The sequence below is a fragment of the Streptomyces angustmyceticus genome, assembly GCF_019933235.1.
GTDB classification, from domain to species: Bacteria; Actinomycetota; Actinomycetes; order Streptomycetales; family Streptomycetaceae; genus Streptomyces; species Streptomyces angustmyceticus.
The window spans coordinates 7,803,445-7,819,858 of sequence record NZ_CP082945.1 but is presented as its reverse complement, the minus strand read 5'-3'; the positions used below and the strand labels follow the sequence as shown (position 1 = coordinate 7,819,858).

Below are 16,414 nucleotides of genomic sequence, written 5' to 3'. Positions count from 1 at the left end.
GTTCCGGGGGTCCTGCGGTGGCCACCAGCGACGCTGAAGGGTTGCTCAGTGGTTGTCCGGTCGGTTACCGCCCGACGGGGTTGAGGTAGGTGGCCGGGTGGGTGGCGCCGTCCTGCTTGAGGATCTGGCCGCCGAACGGCCACTTCAGGGTGAAGTGCGCCGTCTCGTTCGGCGGGGTGACCAGGAACGTCGCCGGTACGAACTTCTCCTTCTGCGGCGTGGACTTGGCCACCGGGAGCAGGGTGATGCTGAAGTCCACGGTGTCCCCCGGCTCCAGGGTCATCTTCTCGGGCTTCGTGGAGGAGCGTGCCAGCGACCAGGTGCCGTCGGTCCCCTGAGCGCCGATCATGTCGACACCGGCGAAGCCGGACAGCGTGCAGGTGCGCTTGCTCTGGTTGGTGAACCAGATGTACGCCTGGGTCTGCTTGTCGGTCCGCTCCATCTCCGGTCTGGCGTCCTCCCCCGTGGCGAAGCCGGCCTTCAGGTCGGCGGTGTGGCAGCGGGTCAGCTCGGCTTTGACGGGGGCCGCCGAAGCCGGGGCGGCGGTGGCGGCAGTGCCGGCGACGGCGAGGGCCGCTAGGGCCAGGGCGGTCAGCTTGCTCTTCATATCGGGTTCCCCTCGAAGGCGAATCGGCGCGCGAGGTCAACGCGCGCCTGCGCACCTGAAGATGTGCAATGCCCGGGGAAGGTTCGGTGTGCCGGAGAACCTTTTCCGGCAGTCAGGGGCGGGCGTGCGTCTCCGCTTCGGGCCTGGCCGGCCACGACAGCACTGCTCACGGGCTACGGCCCGGGGCTCCGGGTAGCCGCCGTCACGGGGGGGACCGGGGAAGCCGTACGCCGGCGCAGCGGACACCTGCGCGGATACGCCTTCCTGAGGCCCTCGTCCGCCCTCGTCCGTCTTCATCCGTCCCCGTCCGTCCTCGTCCCGGTCGGAGAACGAGCGCACCCCGCGTAACGGCCGCACCCCTCCGCGTCGAGGGGTCGGGCGTACGGAGCGCCGGGTCCGGGTGCGCCGTGCTGTCGCGGCATGGACCTGGGCTGCCACGCGAGAGGGGCGGACTCGTCCGGACTCCATGCGCCCGGCTGCACAGACGCGCGGGATCGGACACGGACCCGCCCGCCCACATCCATACCTCCATCGACGGGCCCACGCCGCCGCGTTGGCAGCGATTCGGAGGGGCGCTTAGCGTGGGAGAGACGGCGGTTCGCACACACCCTTCGGAGTGCGCACGGCCGGACCGCCTTCGACGTGGAGGACCGGGATGGCTTCTGTCTCCTTCCTGCTCGTGGCCGTGATCCTCACCGCCCTGGCCTTCGACTTCACCAACGGATTCCATGACACGGCCAACTCGATGGCCACCTCGATCGCCACCGGGGCGCTGAGCCCCCGGGTCGCCGTCGCCGTCGCGGGGGTGCTCAATCTGGCCGGAGCCTTCCTCTCCACGGAAGTGGCCAAGACGATCTCGGGCGGCATCGTCCAGGACAGCGAAGTATCCCTGGTGATGATCTTCGCCGGGCTGATCGGGGCGATTCTCTGGAATCTGGTCACCTGGCTCCTCGGACTGCCCTCCAGTTCGTCCCACGCCCTGTTCGGCGGGCTGATCGGCGCGGTGTGGGTCGGGGCGGGGGGCTCCGCCGTGCGCTTCGGCGCGATCATCGAGAAGATCGTGATCCCCGCGATCGCCTCACCGGTGGTGGCCTGCTTGATCGCGCTCCTGGCCACCTACCTCGCCTACGTGATCACCCGGAGGACGTCGCGCCGCGTCGTCGGGAAGGGCTTTCGCGCGGGGCAGATCGGATCGGCGTCCCTGGTCGCGCTGGCGCACGGCACCAACGACGCCCAGAAGACGATGGGGGTCATCACCCTCGCCCTCATCTCGAGCGGGGTGCTCGCCCATGGCGCTGGGCCGCCCTGGTGGGTGGTGCTGAGCGCGGGCCTGGCGATCTCCCTGGGCACGTACGTGGGCGGGTGGCGGATCATCCGGACCATGGGCAAGGGGCTCACCGACATCCAGGCGCCGCAGGGCTTCGCCGCCGAGACCAGCGCGACCGCCGTGATCCTGGCCTCGTCGCACATGGGGTTCGCGCTGTCGACCACCCAGGTGTGCACGGGCAGCATCCTCGGCGCGGGGCTGGGCCGCAGGCTGGCACACGTGCGCTGGGGCGTCGCCGGGCGGATCGCGGTGTCCTGGCTGCTGACGCTGCCGGCCGCGGCCGCCGTGGGCGGCGTGGCGGCGTGGGTGGCCGATCAGGGCGACGCCGGAGTGGCGCTGGTGGCCGGCGTCGCGCTGGCTGCCGCGGCGGCCTTCTACGTGCTCTCGCGCCGCCGCCCGGTGAGCGCGGAGAACGTCAACGAGGCGCCGGAATCCGCTCCGGAGCCCACCGTCAAGCCGGTCGCCTGAGGCGGCCCGACCTGCCCCGTCGCCGTTCCGGACAGGACAGGGCAGGACAGAGGAAGCGGGCAGAGGAAAGGGGATGCGGGACAATGAAAATCGACTGGGGCGCTCTCGCCGGGGTCGTCGGCGTCAGCCTCGGGGTCACGGTAGTGGTGATCGTGATGTTCTCGCTCGGCCTGGCCGCATGGGATCGCGCCGGATACGGAGAGCCCGCCCCCGACGTGCCACGGGGCCGGCCGCAGAAGGTGGCGGCCGCCACCGCGGTGCTGTGCTTCGCCGCCTCCCTCACGGTCGCGGCCTACGGGATCGACCTGATCATTCCGGGCTGACCCCGCCCCTGCCGCTCCCCGCTCCCCGCTCCCCGGCGCCCGCTTCCACCTGCCTGGTCAGCCTGCCGCTGACCGCGGAACCCGGTCTCCGGGGTGGCGTCTTTCCGCGGCGACGTCTTTCCGTGGAGAACAGCGCACGGTCACAGCACACGACCTCGGCATAAGACCGCTGGGCCGGCCACGTGGCGATGGAACCAAGGGCACGCCGATGACCGCCGCCACACCATCACCCCGCCGCCGGCACCGGCCGGGCGGCGCCCCAGCAGGGATGTCGTTCGGATCGAAACGCTTCCGGCTACGAGCGCGCATGGAGAGGCTCTGCCATGCAGCCGCCAACGGCTCCCCACCCGGTCCCCGCCAGTCCGTATCGCCGCAGGCAATGCCGAGGGGCCGCGCCACCGAGGCGGCGCGCGGCCGCGCCGAATCCGGCGCATGGTCGCCCCGGGAACATGGCATCTCACCTTCGGTGAACAACTGACGCGGTACGGAATCGCGATCGCCCTGTGCCGACCGCTGCCCGACGACCCCGCCATTCACTTCCATGGCCCACTCCCGTGACCCGGCTGGTGTGCGTGGCCGCGCCTGCCGGTACGGAGCCGTGAACACTCAGGTGCCATAGGTCTCACGGAAGGTACGAACACCATGGCAGCAGCTCCGGTACCCGGCTCACCGCACCGAATACGTCGCACACATGCCCTCGCGGCCGGGTGCGTCATGGCCCTGTACTCGTCCGTGGCACCGCCTGCCGCCGCGGACGGGGGCACGACCACGACCAAACCCACCATCGTGCTGGTGCACGGGGCGTTCGCGGACGCCTCCAGCTGGAACGGGGTCGCCGAGCGGCTCGAACGTCGTGGTTACGCCGTCATGGCCCCTGCCAACCCGCTCCGCGGGCTGTACAACGACTCCTCCTACATCGCCTCCGTGCTGGACAGCATCAAGGGCCCGATCGTGCTCGTGGGCCACTCCTACGGCGGATCCCTGATCAGCTCGGCGGCAGCCGGAAACCCCCGGGTGAAGTCCCTGGTGTACGTATCCGCGCTCATGCCCGACGTGGGCGAGAACGGTATGTCCCTGGCCGCCAGGTTCCCCAGCGAACTCGGCACTGCCACCAGGTCCGTTCCCTATCAGGCCGACGGCGTCAACGGGACCGACCTCTACCTCAAGCCCGACCGGCTCCATCAGGTATTCGCCGCCGACCTGCCGGAGAGCGCCACGAGCCTCATGGCGGTGACCCAACGGCCGGTGGCAACCACCGCGTTCTCGGAGAAGGCCACAGCGGCGGCCTGGAGGCACATCCCCTCGTGGTTCCTCGTCGCGAAGCAGGACAAGACCATCAACCCCGATCAGGAACGCTTCGAGGCGAAGCGTGCGGGGTCCCACACGGTGGAGATCGACTCCTCCCACGTGGCCATGATCTCCCACCCCGAAGAGGTCACCGACCTCGTCCTCCAGGCCGCCACCGCGGACGATTCCGTCCGCCCGTCACTGCCCGCCACGGGGGCTTCCCACGACTCCCGGGCGGCGACCGCACTCACCGGCATCGCCGCCGCCTCGCTGATCGCGGGGGCAGGAGCACTCTTCCTGAGCCGCCGGCTGAGACGTTCCACGCCCTGACGGCGCACCGGGGCGGACCGGGCGGCGCCCGTACCCAAAGTGCCGGTACGGGCGGTTCACCGGCGCGGGCCCGTGCGTTGTTGCCTCGTGATCAGGGCGATGTGCCGATGGGCAGCAGGGTGATCGTGGCTTGTGCTGCGTGGGGGTCGCCGTCGAAGGAGCACGTGAGCAGGCCGGCCGCGCCGAGTTGGGCCAGGGCCGCGGTGAGGATCTCGGGGGATGTGCGCAGGGCGACTGCGGCCGGGCGTAGGGGGAGGCTGATGACGTGCGCCGTGGCCCGGCCCAGCGCAGGGGCGGCGGTGGCGAGGTCGGCCAGGAAGCCGGCCAGCGGTACCCCTTCGAGGGCCGAGTGCGCCTGCGCGACCCAGGGAGCCAGCCAGTCATCGGCCAAGGGCATCACCGGTACCACTCCTTTTTCACTGGGTTGAAAGCAGCATCGGCCGGAGACCTGCCGTAACGCACCGCGCGGACGGCCGAACGGGTGACTCCCCCGGGTCGACGGTGCAGGCCGGCGTGAGCCGGCCCACCTGCTCGGCCAGGGCGACGATGACGCCAGGCGCAAGGACCGTATGCGCTGCCCAGGTCGGGTCTGCAGCGGGCTGGTTACCGGTGTCTTACAGGGCCTCTTCCCCGCTACCCCGAACAGGACAAGTGCGGGTTTGCTGTACGCATGATGGGCCGGCGGATCACGTTCGGCCCGCTTGTCCCCTTCAGGAGATCCCGGTGTCCCGAGTGTCCCGCCGTAGCGTCGTGCCCCTCCTCCTCGGGCTGGTGGTTGCCGCCGGCATCGGGCTCTGCCTCTTCCAGCCCTGGAAGGCGTTCACCGACACCACGGTGAACGAGTCACTGCCCACCGCCTCCGCCCCGAAGACGCAGGAGGAGCAGGACGGGCGGCACGGGCAGCCGAGGCGAGACGACGCCGGCGCGAAGGGCGGGGAAGCGCCGAGCAGGACGCCGAAGGCCCTCGCGGAAGGCCACTTCGTCACCCACGAACACGACACCAGCGGCACCGCCCGTACGGTCCGGCTGGCGGACGGCGGCCAGGTGCTGCGGCTGGAGGACCTCAAGACCTCCGAGGGGCCGGATGTACGGGTCTATCTCTCGCCCCGGACCGCCGACACGGCGAAGACCGGGCTCGATGACGGGGCAGTCGAGCTCGGGAAGCTCAAGGGCAACCTCGGAAACCAGAACTACTCCGTCCCCGCCGGCACGGACCTGTCGACGTTCCGCAGCGCCGTGATCTGGTGCGAGCGGTTCTCGGTCTCCTTCGGCGCGGCCGACCTCGCCCAGGTGACCGGCTGAGTTGTTGAACAGCCCGCAGCTCTGGGTCGTCCCGCGCCTGGTTGCGACGCCGGGGCATCGCCCACCATCCCCCGGACGGTCCGCCCAGATCCGTAACCGGGCGCGCGGCTACGCCCCGGCCTGGCTGCTCGATCTGGGCATGGGGCCGAACCGTTGTGGCTGCTGGAAGGTCTCGCCCAAGACGTCGATCTGTGACTCCACAGGGGAGTTAATGCCCGGTCGAGGCTGCGTTGTCGAGGGCAGCGCGGGCCTTGCGTTCGACGAGGACGGGAACGAAGTCACGGACAGGCCGGCCTTTGAAGAAGGTATGGGCCTCGGTGACGGCTGCCTCGATTTCCATGCGGGTGCGTGTCGTGTGGTACGCATCCGTGAGGCGTTCGACAACGGCCTGGATGGCTTCTTCCTCACGTACGTTGATCGCCATGCTGTTCTCCCCTGACCTGGGACATGGTCCGGCTCGGTCGTCACGGGAAGTCTCGTGCACGACCGCCATGTTGATCGTTGCACCGGGCGGGCGGCACGCTGCCGGGATCCGGACATCCCTGGTGTGCGTGGAGAGCGACGCTCACCAAGGTCAGGAGCAGGTCGATGTCCGCGTCGCATTCCAGGCAGATGGTCACCCAGTGCGAGTCCGGTACGAGCCGGATGGCGGACAAGTCTTTGAGGTCGTTCTCGAAGCGGCGGATCTTCCCGGCCGTGAGGTGCAGGTCGGCGCTTCGGTCGGAGTGGAAGTGCGCAATCTCAGCCCTGACCGAGCGCAGGGCCCACCCGGTGCCGCAACTGGGCCGAGCCACCACAAGGTCCGGCCAGCTCACAAGTTGGGTCATGGCACGCGAGGCCGCTGCCATGGCTCCATCATGGGGCGCTCACCATGAGGACACCCATGCGCAAGTAGTTCGCAACCTGGCCCTGACCATGAAATGTCTGAGATCGGACAGCGAGCCCAGGGCTCGTCGGCGTGTGACAGCGCCAAGGCCGTTCAGCCGTCGTCGCTGCTGCCGCGCCGGGCGCGGACGCCCCGCAGGAGCACCGGAGCACCCCGCGGCCCGCGGTCCGCGGTCCGCCCAGAGACCCGTCGCGATCAGTTCGTGGCCCGCGGTGAGTCGCGATCGGGCTCGGGGAGCCACCAGTTGGCGCTCGGTGGGCGGTGCCAGTGGTGGGTCCGGGCGTAGGTGTGGATGAGTTCCAGGGCCTGGTTGACGGCGGGGTGCGGGGTGGCGGTGTTCCAGACGGCGTGCCAGGGGTAGAGCGGGACGGGGTCGGTCAGGGGCCGGGCGGTGAGGCCGTCGGGGAGGTGCGCGGAGGTGCGGCCGAAGGCCGGCTGGCGGAGTGCCTGGACGGCGGCCAGAGCGGAGGTGCGGCCCTGGCCGCGTACGCGGGTCGCCACCTTCAGTCCGAAGGCGGCGACGGCCTGGTCGGCCCAGTCGTGCCACTCGGCGGACTCGTCCGCCGAGTGGATCAGGAGTGGGTGATCGGTGAGGGCGGCGAGGGGGACCTCGTCCCGGTCGGCGAGGGGGTGGCCGGTGGGAACGATGACGCCGATCGGGTCCAGGCCCACGGGCATGGTGGCGAGGGCGGCCCCGAGGGGACGGCCGAGGCCGAAGGGGCGGCCGAAGGCAAGGTCGAGGTCGCCGGCCAGGAGGCGGGGCAGTGCTGCGGCCAGGCCGTGGCTCTGGAGCACCTCGAACGGCAGGTCGGGGGCCTGGCTGCGCAGATGAGGGATCAGGAGCGTGGAGGGCAGGCCCTCGGCGACGACGTCGATGCGCAGAGGTGTGCGGGTGTGGGTGATCTCGTCGACCAGGCGCTCGGCGTCGGCGAGGAGGCGTCGGCCGCGTTCGGCGAAGGTCTCGCCGGCGGGTGTGAGGGCGACGTGGCGGCGGTCGCGGGTGAACAGCGGGACGCCGAGTCGCTTCTCCAGGGTTCTGATCTGGGCGGAGAGGGTCTGCTGGGCGATGGTGAGCCTGTCCGCAGCGCGGCCGAAGTGGAGTTCGTCAGCGAGGGTGACGGCGTAGCGCACCTGGCGCAGGTCGAGGTCCACAAATCCCCACCGTAACAGTCTGAGGCTGTCAGGTATCCGAGGAACGGTGTTGGACCGGCGGCACGCTGCGGTTGTTGACTGCTGGAGTGATGACGCCGCAGGGGCACAGGCTCCCTTCCCGGCCCCGCCGCCACACCACATACACCTCCAACTCACCTACTCAATAGGGCACTTGGCGTTCGCCGGTGCCCGATGGAGAAGTCGCTGCATGTTCGCCAAGCACGTTCAGGGCCGGATCTCCCGCCAGGCCCATGCCCGGGTGCCGGAGGGCACCTTCGAGGAGCACCACGGCCGGCAGGGGTTCGAGGGTGAGGTCTCCCAGCTCTACCACGCCCACCCGACGACGGACTGGCTGCGGGTGGAGGGGCCGATCCGGCCACGGGGCGTTCAGCTCACCGACGTTCCCGCCGCCGATGAGCACGACGAGCGCGCCCTGCCGACGCCGCTGATGTTCAACGAGGACCTCACGGTCTCGGTGTCGAAGCGGACGGCGCCGATGCCGTACTACTTCCGCAACACCGACGGCGACACCTTGTTGCTGGTCCAGTCGGGCAGCGGCGCCCTCGTCACCGACTACGGCACCCTCGTCTACGGGCCGCTGGAGTACCTGGTGATCCCCAAGGGCACCAACTACCGGATCGTCCCCGACCCCGGGGCCGACCGGCACGTCACCTACGTGGTGGAGACGCGGGAGCCGATCACGCTCCCCGAGCGGGGGCTGCTGGGGCACTTCCTGCCCTTCGACCGCGGCGTCCTCGACGTCCCCAGGCTCGACGCCGACATCAGCGTCCCCTCCGCGCAGAACCGGGCCGGCGAGTGGGAGGTACTCGTCCAACGTGCGGGCGAACTGTCCTCGATCTTCTACGCCTTCGACCCCGCCGACGTGGAAGGCTGGACCGGCACCCTGGCCCCCTTCCGGCTGCGCCTGGCCGACCTCCGCCCGCTCTCCTGCGAGGGCCTCGAAATGCCGCCGGTGGCACACGCCACCTTCCAGGCCGGGCAGAACTGGTTCGTCACCATGGCACCCCGGCCCACCCAGACCGCGGACGACGCGGACACGGCACAGCCGGCCCATCGCAACGCCGACTACGACGAGTTGTTCGTCTTCCTCGGCGCCGGCGACGGCAGCCAGGCCGGCCCGCCGGCGGGGCTGGCGAGCGTCACACCGGCCGGCATGAACCACGGCCCCGACCAGGTCCGCCACGCCAACCCGCGTACCCGGCTGCCGTTCTACGTGTGGAACGTCGACACCGTCCGCCCGCTGCGCTGCACCGAAGCCTTCGAAGCCGTCGAGATCCCCGACTTCGCCCGCCACGAGAGCTACCGCGGCTGACGCCGGCCTCTTCCGCCGACAGCCCGCCTGCCCGGCGCGGGGGATCCCGGACCCGGCTCTGGTGGTCAGCTGTCCGTCAGGACCGGCGGTCAGGCGACGCACCGCGTCCCGGCCGGAAGGAGTTCGGCGACGGTTTTGCACGCTCGGCCATTCGGGCCATATGCGATCCGCCGTCTGGACGCCGGATTGCCGACGGTGCCTTACTACTGGAGGTGTAAATCCGGCGGGCCGTCCATCCCTCACCGGGGGTGGACGGCCGTGCCGTGGAAGAAACGTGACTTCCGGGTCCGGCTGCCGTACGCGCGCCCGGATGAGGAAATCCCACCACCCGCTGAGCCGTGACGAACATGGCGGCCCGGGTGGCCGATGGCCCCTGATGGAAGGAGGCTGTCATGGAAAACGCAGAAAATCGGTCGCTCGCCTCAGCCGCGGCCGGCGGTCAGGCGACGCCGATGAGCACGGAGGCGCAGGAGACCTACGCGGCGGCTGTCGCCTCGATGCTCTCGCAGGGATGCGGAGCTCTCCCGTTCCCGGGACGACCGGTCACGGCGGCGGCGCCGGGCGTGGCGACGCTGCTCGCCAATGCCCTGGTACCCGTGGGAACCGGGCCGATCGGCGTGGAGATCACGCCGGACGGGGCGTTCGCCTACGTGGCGAACAACGGCGGCAACACGGTCAGCGTCATCGACACCGCGACGAACCTGGTGACCGCCACCGTCACGGGCCTGAACGGGCCGATCGACGTGGCGATCACTCCGGACGGCAACTTCGTCTACGTCACCAACGGCAATGGCAACACCGTCAGCGTCATCGACACCAGCACCAACACGATCACCGGTGCCCCCATCGTCGTCGGCTCCAACCCGTTCGAGGTCGACATCACCCCGGACGGGGCCTTCGCCTACGTGGCGAATCACGGCAGCGGCACCGTCAGCGTCATCGACACCAGCACCAACCTGTCGATCGCCACCATCACCGTCGGCAGCTTGCCGAACGGCGTGGCGGTGAGCCCCGACGGCCTGACCGTCTACGTCAGCAACTCCGGCAGCGGCTCGGTCAGTGTCATCGACATCGCGACGAACCTGGTGACCGCCACCGTCGGCGTCGGCAGCACCCCGATCGGCGTGGTGTTCACCCCCGACGGCAACTTCGCCTACGTGGCCACAACGGCTCCAGCACGGTCAGTGTCATCGACACCACCACCGGCCCCCCGAGCGTCGTCACCACCATCAACGGCTTCGCGACCCCGGCCGGTGCGGCCGTGAATCCGGACGGCACGCTGGTGTTCGTGGTGAACTTCGGCGGGAACAACGTCAGCGTGATCGACACCGGGACCAACACGATCCTCACCACCCTGGCCGTGGGCACCCAGCCCTCCCGGGCCGCGGTGACCCCGGACGGCAACTTCCTCTACGTCACCAACAACGGCAGCAACAACGTCAGCGTGCTGCAGATCCGGCCGATCGTCACCAGCATCACCCCCGGGTCCGGCACCACGCTCGGGGGCGATCCGATCACGATCTCCGGCAGCGGCTTCACCGGCGCGACCGCCGTGACGCTCAACTCCACCCCCGTCGCCGGTTTCATCGTGGTCGACGACAACACCATCACGGCCACCACGCCCGCGCATGCCGCCGGAACCGTCCAGGCCAGCGTGACCGTTCCCCTGGGCACCGGAACGGGCGGCAGTTTCACCTTCGTCCCGCCCGCGCCCACGATCACCAGCATCAGCCCGTCCTCGGGCACCACCTCCGGCGGCACCCTGGTCACCATCACCGGCACCAACTTCACCGGCGCGACCGCCGTGAGCATCGCCGGAACCCCGGTCACCAGCTTCCAGGTCATCGACGACACCCACATCTCCGCGATCACCGCGCCGCACGCACCCGGTACCGGCCCGGTGTCCGTCACCACTCCCGGAGGCACCGCCACCGGACCGGTGACCTACACCTACGTCACCCCGGCCCCGACGATCAGCGGATTCACCCCCGCCTCCGGCAGCACCACGGGCGGCACCCAGGTCACCATCACCGGGACCGGCTTCACCGGCGCCACCGCGGTCACCTTCGTCGGGACCCCCGCCGCGAGCTTCCAGGTGCTCAACGACACGACCATCGTCGCCATCACGGCGCCGCACGCACCCGGGAGCGGCCCGGTCACCGTCACCACCCCCGGTGGAACCGCCATCAGCGGCACCAACTACACCTACGTCACGCAGGCTCCGACCGTCACCGCCATCTTCCCCAGCAGCGGGCCGGCCGGCGCGAGCACCCAGGTGTCCATCAGCGGTACCGGTCTGACCGGCGCGACCAGCGTCACCGTCAACGGCTCCCCAGTGCCCTTCACGGTCGTCTCCGACAACGAGATCACCGCGACCCTGCCCCCGCACGCGGCCGGCACCGTCACGGTCACCGTCACCACCCCCGGAGGCAGCGCGAGCATCCCCTTCACCTACACCCGCGACCGCACCCAACTCACCGCAACGCCCGCGATCGTCCAGGTCTTCCCGCCCCACCCCTACGCCGGGATCCTGACCGCGACGCTGACCGACCTCGACACCGGGCAGCCCCTCGCCGGACAGCCCATCACCTTCACCACCGGCAGCACCACGCTGTGCACGTCCACCACCAACGCGCAAGGCGTGGCAACCTGCCCCGCCATCCTGGCGCTGCCGCTGATCATCCTCAACGGCGGATACACCGCCACCTACGCGGGCAGCGCCAACAACCAGCCCGCCACCGCCCACGGCGCCGTCATCACCCTGTGACGGCACCAGCCGCCGCCAGAGACATCCCCCTCGGACACGGGGAGCGCTGAAGAGCGCGTTGCTGGGCGAGCGCAGGGCCCGACGTGGCGCGCGCCTCTTCTCTGGCGAGGTGCACGGCGACTGTCCCGCCGCGAGGAAACCAGGAGGCCCCGTCCGGTCACGTACCGGGCGGGGCTTCCCTCTTGCCTGCCGAGGGTTCACATCCCGCAGCGGGAAGATCGACTGCGACGAGCACGGCTGCCGCCGGGCCAGCGTCGTCCAGGCCCGGCCTCCCTCCGCGCCGTGCCCCGCCACGGATTCCAGCCGCGCCACGGGCCCTGGGACACGGGCCTGTCCGGTAGACCCGTCTCGCCGGCCCCTCCGCTACCCGCGCGGGGCGCGCGCCTCGACCCGGTGGTCGAAGGCCACTCCGCCGACGCCGACCGTGGTCACTCCCCCATCGACGGTGAGGACGGCACCGTTGACGTAGGACGCGGCGGGCGACAGCAGCCAGTCGATCGCCTCGGCTACCTCCTCCGGCTCACCCGGCCGCCCGGCGGGGGTCAGCCGGTTCGCCTCCTCGTACCCCGCCTCGGCACCGCCCGCCAACCCCGCCTCCGCCGCGAACCGCGCCATCCGCTGGTCGGCCATCTCCGTACGCACCCAGCCGGGGCACACCGCGTTGGCCCGCAGCCCCTGCGGGCCGTAGTCGACGGCGAGGGAGCGGCAGAGGTGGAGCAGAGCGGCCTTGGACGTCGCATAGGCGGCGTTGCCGGCGCTGTTGCGGAGCGCGGCGACCGAGGCGACCGCGACCACCGCGCCGCGGGAGGCCAGCAGATGCGGCAGCGCGGCGCGCAGCAGCAGGAACGGGCCGGTGAGGTTGGTCCGGATCAGTTCCTCCCAGTCCTCTGCCGTGGTGTCGCCGACCGCGCCGCCCCGCCCGATTCCGGCGTTGAGCACCACACCGTCGAGTCGCCCGTAAGCCGTCGCCGTCGCTTCGACGAGTTCGCGCACGGCCTCGGGGTCGGCGACGTCGGACGGGTGAGCCAGGGCTCCGGTCTCCTCGGCCACCCGGCGCAGTGGCTCGGGCCGCCGTCCGGAGATCACCACCTGGTGCCCGGCGGTGCGCAGCACCCGGGCGGTGGCGGCTCCGATTCCCGTTCCCCCGCCCGTCACCAGGACAACTCGCTGTTCCGACATGGTCGTTCGCCTCCGAAGGTGGTCAGCTTCCGGTTCCCCGCGCCGCGAGCATACGAAGCGCCGGCACCGCCGGGCCGACCGGGTGCCGCTCCCGTCGGCACCGCGGCCGGGTGCGCGGCGAAGAACGACCGCAGGTGGCTCCGGTCTCGTGCGTCGCGCGTTCGGATGCGGTCGGGCCGGCACAGCGGCAGCGGTCGCCTGGCCGGCTGCTCCCGCCGCTCTGCGGGGGCCGGTGAGGTGAGTGGGTGTTCTCAGAGCAGGGTCTGGGTGAGTTCGTTTCGCCCTGTGGTGTGGATCAGGCGGCCGTGTGCCCCGTTGACGATCGGCATGTACGGCGGGACGTGACCGCATTCCACATCAGCGATGATCGGCACGTTCAAGGGGCCGAGCGCGTCCAGCACGGCCTGGTGCTGGGACAGCGAGGGGGCGCCTGGTGCCGAGGTCCGTCCGACGAGCACCGCGTTCGCCGAGTCGAAGAAGCCGGCCAGCCGCATACCGTGCAGGGCCCGGCAGATGGTGAAGGCATCGTCACCGTTGGCCTCGACATACACCAGCAGCCCTTCCGGGGCCTCGGCTCGCGCGAACTCGGAGGCGTCGAGGTATCCGGTTCCGGTGAGGTGGCACAGCGTCTCGATACAGCCCCCGATGAGCCGGCCCTCGACCTCCAGGTCTCCCGTCCCGTCCAAGCGCGTCCATGTTCCCGGCACGTCGAGCGCCTGTTCCCGCACCTCGGGCTGGACAGCCCAGTCGTCCCAGCCCGTGGCCCTGTGGCGACCGGGCGGGATCTGCGTGAAGCGGTGCCCCCGTGGCGCCCCGACGATGTCGAGCCAGGAGACCAGCCCCTCGGGCACCCGGTAAGGCGTGTCCATGAGGTTGTTGCCGTGAAGGGTCGCGATGCCGGTGAGGAGGGTCAGCGGGGTGCTGAGGGTCGACAGGTCGGAGTACCCCACGAGCCAGGTCGGTTCGGCTGCGCGCAGTCGATCCCAGTCGAGCAGCGGCAGGAGGTCGATCGCCAGCTCCCCGCCCCATGGCGGCACCACAGCCCTGATCGCGGGATCGGTCAGCATGGACATCAGCTCGTCCGCGCGCTCGGACGCGGGAGCACTGACGTGTCCCGAGCCGTCCATGCACCGGCCGAGGACCACCTCGTATCCGTGGGCCTCCACGTCGCGGAGGGCCAGGTGGAGGCGCGCGTGGAGCTTCTCGTCGACTCCGCTGGACGGTGCGGTGACGCCGACGCGGTCGCCGGAGCGTAACGGGCGTGGATAGCGAATGGGCATGCGCGGGATTCTGGCACGGCACCGGGCCGGCTGGGCAGCGGGTTTCCGCGCACGTCGTCGGCTGCTGTGCTCTTCGTGATCTTTCACGGCTGCCCCTCCGGGCCGGCCCTCCGGCCGAAAGCAGATGCCGCGGGCCGCGTCGCGACGTAACGTGTGAAACCAACTACTGTCTATTACCTGGCCGTTGGCGCGGTCACCACTTCGGGAGGGTTTGATGGTTGCGGACATCGTCAGGACGTGGGTGGCGGGCTGGGCCTTGTCCCGGCAGACGCCCCCGCCGGTCAGGAAGCCCTGGGGGTTCTCTATCGAGGTGGCCGGCAACCCGGATGAAGTGGGACGCCATGTCCTGCCCGAGGCCGAGGAGTCGCTGGTTCGCAGTGCCGCTGCCTCGGTGTCCGTGCCGCGGACTTGGATGAAGATGCCCGCGGAGCCGGAGGAGATCGAGTCCTGGCTGCCTCGGGGGTGGGCGAGGGAGGAGGCCGGCCATCTGATGGCTGTTGACCTGATGGCCACGAACCCGGTCGCGCCGGAGGGGTACGCCGTCACCGTGGAGACCGTTGGAGCCGTCACCTACGTTCGGGTGCTGGATGCGGCGGGCGAGCAGGCGTCCCAGGGGCAGATGGCATCCCTCGGGGAAACCGTGGTCGTGGACCGGATGGTGACCGGGGAGGCCCATCGGCGGCGCGGGCTCGGCGACTTCGTGATGCGTACGCTGGCCGACCACGCCCTGGAGACGGGCGCGGTCCTCGGCGTGCTGGGCGCGACCGACGCCGGACGCGCCCTGTACGAGACGCTGGGCTGGAAAAAGCACACGACGGTGGCGGAGTACAGCTACCGGCCCTGAAGCAAGTACGTCGGCCGTACGCGGGTGGTCGAACCCACAAACGCCGGGAGGCGGAGTAACAGTACGGTCGCTCCCTTATGGTGACGCTGACTCAGTACTGATAGCGAGGAGCAACCTTCCATGGCGGTCTCGGTCGGATTGCATGTCAGCCCGGAATTTCCCGCGATGCTCGAGCGGATTGACGCACTCGGCGGGGCGCTGGACGAGAACGCGGACGCGGCCGAGGAACTCGGCCGGCTCACCGAGGACACCGCGCGGGCGCTGCTGGAAGCCGGGGTCGTGAGGGCCGCACTGCCCCAGAGCCTCGGCGGCTACGAATTCTCCCCACGCCAGTTGATAGAGACGGTCGAGCGGGTCAGTCACCACGACGCCTCGGCCGGTTGGACGATGATGGCGTTGCAGTTGATGACCGGCACCACCGCGGCCTATCTCGATGCCGCCGCGGCGGCCGACTTGTTCCCGGATGTCGCGGGTGGGGACCACGCGTTGTTGTCCGGGCACGGCACCCGGCCCGGCCGGGCCGTCCCGGTGGACGGTGGCTTTCTGGTGAGCGGCAGTTGGCAGTTCGCGTCCGGCATGGCGCACGCCACCCATATCCACAGTGCGATCCAGGTCGAGGGCACCGGGGAGCTGCGGGTCCTGGCGATGCCGAAATCACAGGTGGAACTCGTCGACAACTGGGATGTGCTCGGGCTGCGCGCGACGCACAGTATCGATTACCACTGCGCCGATGTGCTCGTCCCGGCGGCGTACACGTATCTCGCCACGACGACGGACCCGGCCAACGGCGGCGCGATCTACCACCTCGGGTTGGTCAACATGTCCGCCATCGGACACACGGGGTGGGCGTTGGGTGTGGGGCGGCGCCTGCTCGACGAAATGAAGCGGGTGGCCGCGGCCAAGTCCGGCACCCGTAACGCCGCCGTCGACACCGCGCAGTTCCACGCGGAGTTCGCGACCGCCGAAGCCGGGCTTCGTTCGGCACGGGCGTGGGCGATGGAGGTCTGGCGAGAGATCGAAGGCACCCTGGACGCCGGCGAGTCGCTGAGCACCGAGCAGGACACGCTCCTCAGGCTGGTGCTCAACCACGCGACGTGGACCGTGCAGGACGTGGGCCGGACCGTGCACCGATGGGCGGGGACGGCGGCGATCCGGCGCGGGCCGATCGACCGGTTCCTGCGTGATCTCGGCACCGGCACCCAGCACATCACCTCAAGCCCCACGGTCCTGCAGAACTGCGGGAAATGGCTCAGCGGCGCGCAGCCGCAGGCACACTGGGAATTCCTCGACCTGACGCCCTGACCGGCAGGGCGGCGGTCGAAGGAGCCA

16 protein-coding genes are annotated in these 16,414 nt (G+C 70.5%); 9 read left to right on the top strand and 7 right to left on the bottom strand.

What is annotated here, in order from left to right:
* Window positions 1-64 precede the first annotated feature (64 nt).
* A complete protein-coding gene (locus tag K7396_RS34210) occupies window positions 65-607 on the bottom strand; it encodes a DUF4232 domain-containing protein (protein WP_086720482.1) in 543 nt (180 codons plus the stop codon).
* Window positions 608-1,262: 655 nt separating this feature from the next.
* Between K7396_RS34210 and K7396_RS34205 the strand changes: the two genes are divergently transcribed.
* The 3 genes from K7396_RS34205 to K7396_RS34195 all read left to right on the top strand — a co-directional run bounded on the left by K7396_RS34205 (window position 1,263) and on the right by K7396_RS34195 (window position 4,342).
* A complete protein-coding gene (locus K7396_RS34205) occupies window positions 1,263-2,402 on the top strand; it encodes an inorganic phosphate transporter (protein ID WP_086720481.1) in 1,140 nt (379 codons plus the stop codon).
* A gap of 83 nt (window positions 2,403-2,485) precedes the next feature.
* Window positions 2,486-2,725, top strand: a complete 240-nt coding sequence (locus K7396_RS34200; RefSeq protein WP_152105282.1) for a hypothetical protein — start codon at window positions 2,486-2,488, stop codon at window positions 2,723-2,725.
* 714 nt (window positions 2,726-3,439) lie between these two features.
* The gene (locus K7396_RS34195; RefSeq protein WP_086720747.1) at window positions 3,440-4,342 is read left to right on the top strand and encodes an alpha/beta fold hydrolase; all 903 of its coding nucleotides are present in this window, start codon (window positions 3,440-3,442) and stop codon (window positions 4,340-4,342) included.
* Window positions 4,343-4,433: 91 nt separating this feature from the next.
* On the opposite strand, the gene K7396_RS34190 is transcribed toward K7396_RS34195, so the two are convergent.
* Window positions 4,434-4,739, bottom strand: a complete 306-nt coding sequence (locus K7396_RS34190) for a hypothetical protein (RefSeq protein WP_086720746.1) — start codon at window positions 4,737-4,739, stop codon at window positions 4,434-4,436.
* Between the two features lie 326 nt (window positions 4,740-5,065).
* Here K7396_RS34190 and K7396_RS34185 point away from each other — a divergent pair, with 326 nt between their 5' ends.
* Window positions 5,066-5,644 (top strand): DM13 domain-containing protein, encoded by a 579-nt coding sequence (locus K7396_RS34185; RefSeq protein ID WP_223660314.1) that lies wholly within the window; start codon window positions 5,066-5,068, stop codon window positions 5,642-5,644.
* A 208-nt stretch (window positions 5,645-5,852) separates the two neighbouring features.
* Here the strand turns inward: K7396_RS34185 and K7396_RS34180 are convergent, their stop codons facing one another.
* The 3 genes from K7396_RS34180 to K7396_RS34170 all read right to left on the bottom strand — a co-directional run bounded on the left by K7396_RS34180 (window position 5,853) and on the right by K7396_RS34170 (window position 7,682).
* Window positions 5,853-6,068, bottom strand: coding sequence for a three-helix bundle dimerization domain-containing protein (locus K7396_RS34180; RefSeq protein WP_086720745.1), 216 nt, complete (start codon window positions 6,066-6,068; stop codon window positions 5,853-5,855).
* 40 nt (window positions 6,069-6,108) lie between these two features.
* Complete coding sequence (locus K7396_RS34175; protein ID WP_086720744.1) at window positions 6,109-6,492, bottom strand: luciferase domain-containing protein; 384 nt, start codon at window positions 6,490-6,492, stop codon at window positions 6,109-6,111.
* A 233-nt stretch (window positions 6,493-6,725) separates the two neighbouring features.
* The gene (locus K7396_RS34170) at window positions 6,726-7,682 is read right to left on the bottom strand and encodes a LysR family transcriptional regulator (RefSeq protein ID WP_086720743.1); all 957 of its coding nucleotides are present in this window, start codon (window positions 7,680-7,682) and stop codon (window positions 6,726-6,728) included.
* A 208-nt stretch (window positions 7,683-7,890) separates the two neighbouring features.
* On the opposite strand from K7396_RS34170, the gene K7396_RS34165 reads away from it, so the two are divergent.
* The 3 genes from K7396_RS34165 (at window position 7,891) to K7396_RS34155 (ending at window position 11,782) form a co-directional block, all read left to right on the top strand.
* The gene (locus tag K7396_RS34165) at window positions 7,891-9,015 is read left to right on the top strand and encodes a homogentisate 1,2-dioxygenase (RefSeq protein WP_086720742.1); all 1,125 of its coding nucleotides are present in this window, start codon (window positions 7,891-7,893) and stop codon (window positions 9,013-9,015) included.
* Between the two features lie 392 nt (window positions 9,016-9,407).
* Window positions 9,408-10,280: a YncE family protein gene (locus K7396_RS34160; protein WP_086720741.1), complete on the top strand. Its 873-nt coding sequence runs from the start codon at window positions 9,408-9,410 to the stop codon at window positions 10,278-10,280.
* A complete protein-coding gene (locus K7396_RS34155) occupies window positions 10,277-11,782 on the top strand; it encodes an IPT/TIG domain-containing protein (RefSeq protein ID WP_170314314.1) in 1,506 nt (501 codons plus the stop codon). Before K7396_RS34160 ends, K7396_RS34155 begins: the two co-directional genes overlap by 4 nt.
* 363 nt (window positions 11,783-12,145) lie before the next feature.
* Here K7396_RS34155 and K7396_RS34150 read toward each other — a convergent pair whose 3' ends face one another.
* Together K7396_RS34150 and K7396_RS34145 are read right to left on the bottom strand one after the other, a co-directional pair.
* The gene (locus K7396_RS34150) at window positions 12,146-12,961 is read right to left on the bottom strand and encodes an SDR family NAD(P)-dependent oxidoreductase (protein WP_152105281.1); all 816 of its coding nucleotides are present in this window, start codon (window positions 12,959-12,961) and stop codon (window positions 12,146-12,148) included.
* A gap of 251 nt (window positions 12,962-13,212) precedes the next feature.
* Complete coding sequence (locus K7396_RS34145; RefSeq protein WP_086721641.1) at window positions 13,213-14,241, bottom strand: S66 family peptidase; 1,029 nt, start codon at window positions 14,239-14,241, stop codon at window positions 13,213-13,215.
* 214 nt (window positions 14,242-14,455) lie between these two features.
* On the opposite strand from K7396_RS34145, the gene K7396_RS34140 reads away from it, so the two are divergent.
* Together K7396_RS34140 and K7396_RS34135 are read left to right on the top strand one after the other, a co-directional pair.
* Window positions 14,456-15,085: a GNAT family N-acetyltransferase gene (locus K7396_RS34140; RefSeq protein WP_086721642.1), complete on the top strand. Its 630-nt coding sequence runs from the start codon at window positions 14,456-14,458 to the stop codon at window positions 15,083-15,085.
* A 120-nt stretch (window positions 15,086-15,205) separates the two neighbouring features.
* Window positions 15,206-16,387: an acyl-CoA dehydrogenase family protein gene (locus K7396_RS34135; protein ID WP_086721643.1), complete on the top strand. Its 1,182-nt coding sequence runs from the start codon at window positions 15,206-15,208 to the stop codon at window positions 16,385-16,387.
* The last annotated feature ends 27 nt before the right edge of the window (window positions 16,388-16,414 follow it).

Coding starts and splice junctions, on each gene's coding strand:
- K7396_RS34210 (WP_086720482.1), bottom strand. CDS start 607: ATGAAGAGCAAGCTGACCGCCCTGGCCCTAGCGGCCCTCGCCGTCGCC.
- K7396_RS34205 (WP_086720481.1), top strand. CDS start 1,263: ATGGCTTCTGTCTCCTTCCTGCTCGTGGCCGTGATCCTCACCGCCCTG.
- K7396_RS34200 (WP_152105282.1), top strand. CDS start 2,486: ATGAAAATCGACTGGGGCGCTCTCGCCGGGGTCGTCGGCGTCAGCCTC.
- K7396_RS34195 (WP_086720747.1), top strand. CDS start 3,440: ATGGCCCTGTACTCGTCCGTGGCACCGCCTGCCGCCGCGGACGGGGGC.
- K7396_RS34190 (WP_086720746.1), bottom strand. CDS start 4,739: ATGCCCTTGGCCGATGACTGGCTGGCTCCCTGGGTCGCGCAGGCGCAC.
- K7396_RS34180 (WP_086720745.1), bottom strand. CDS start 6,068: ATGGCGATCAACGTACGTGAGGAAGAAGCCATCCAGGCCGTTGTCGAA.
- K7396_RS34175 (WP_086720744.1), bottom strand. CDS start 6,492: ATGGCAGCGGCCTCGCGTGCCATGACCCAACTTGTGAGCTGGCCGGAC.
- K7396_RS34165 (WP_086720742.1), top strand. CDS start 7,891: ATGTTCGCCAAGCACGTTCAGGGCCGGATCTCCCGCCAGGCCCATGCC.
- K7396_RS34160 (WP_086720741.1), top strand. CDS start 9,408: ATGGAAAACGCAGAAAATCGGTCGCTCGCCTCAGCCGCGGCCGGCGGT.
- K7396_RS34150 (WP_152105281.1), bottom strand. CDS start 12,961: ATGTCGGAACAGCGAGTTGTCCTGGTGACGGGCGGGGGAACGGGAATC.
- K7396_RS34145 (WP_086721641.1), bottom strand. CDS start 14,241: ATGCCCATTCGCTATCCACGCCCGTTACGCTCCGGCGACCGCGTCGGC.
- K7396_RS34140 (WP_086721642.1), top strand. CDS start 14,456: ATGGTTGCGGACATCGTCAGGACGTGGGTGGCGGGCTGGGCCTTGTCC.
- K7396_RS34135 (WP_086721643.1), top strand. CDS start 15,206: ATGGCGGTCTCGGTCGGATTGCATGTCAGCCCGGAATTTCCCGCGATG.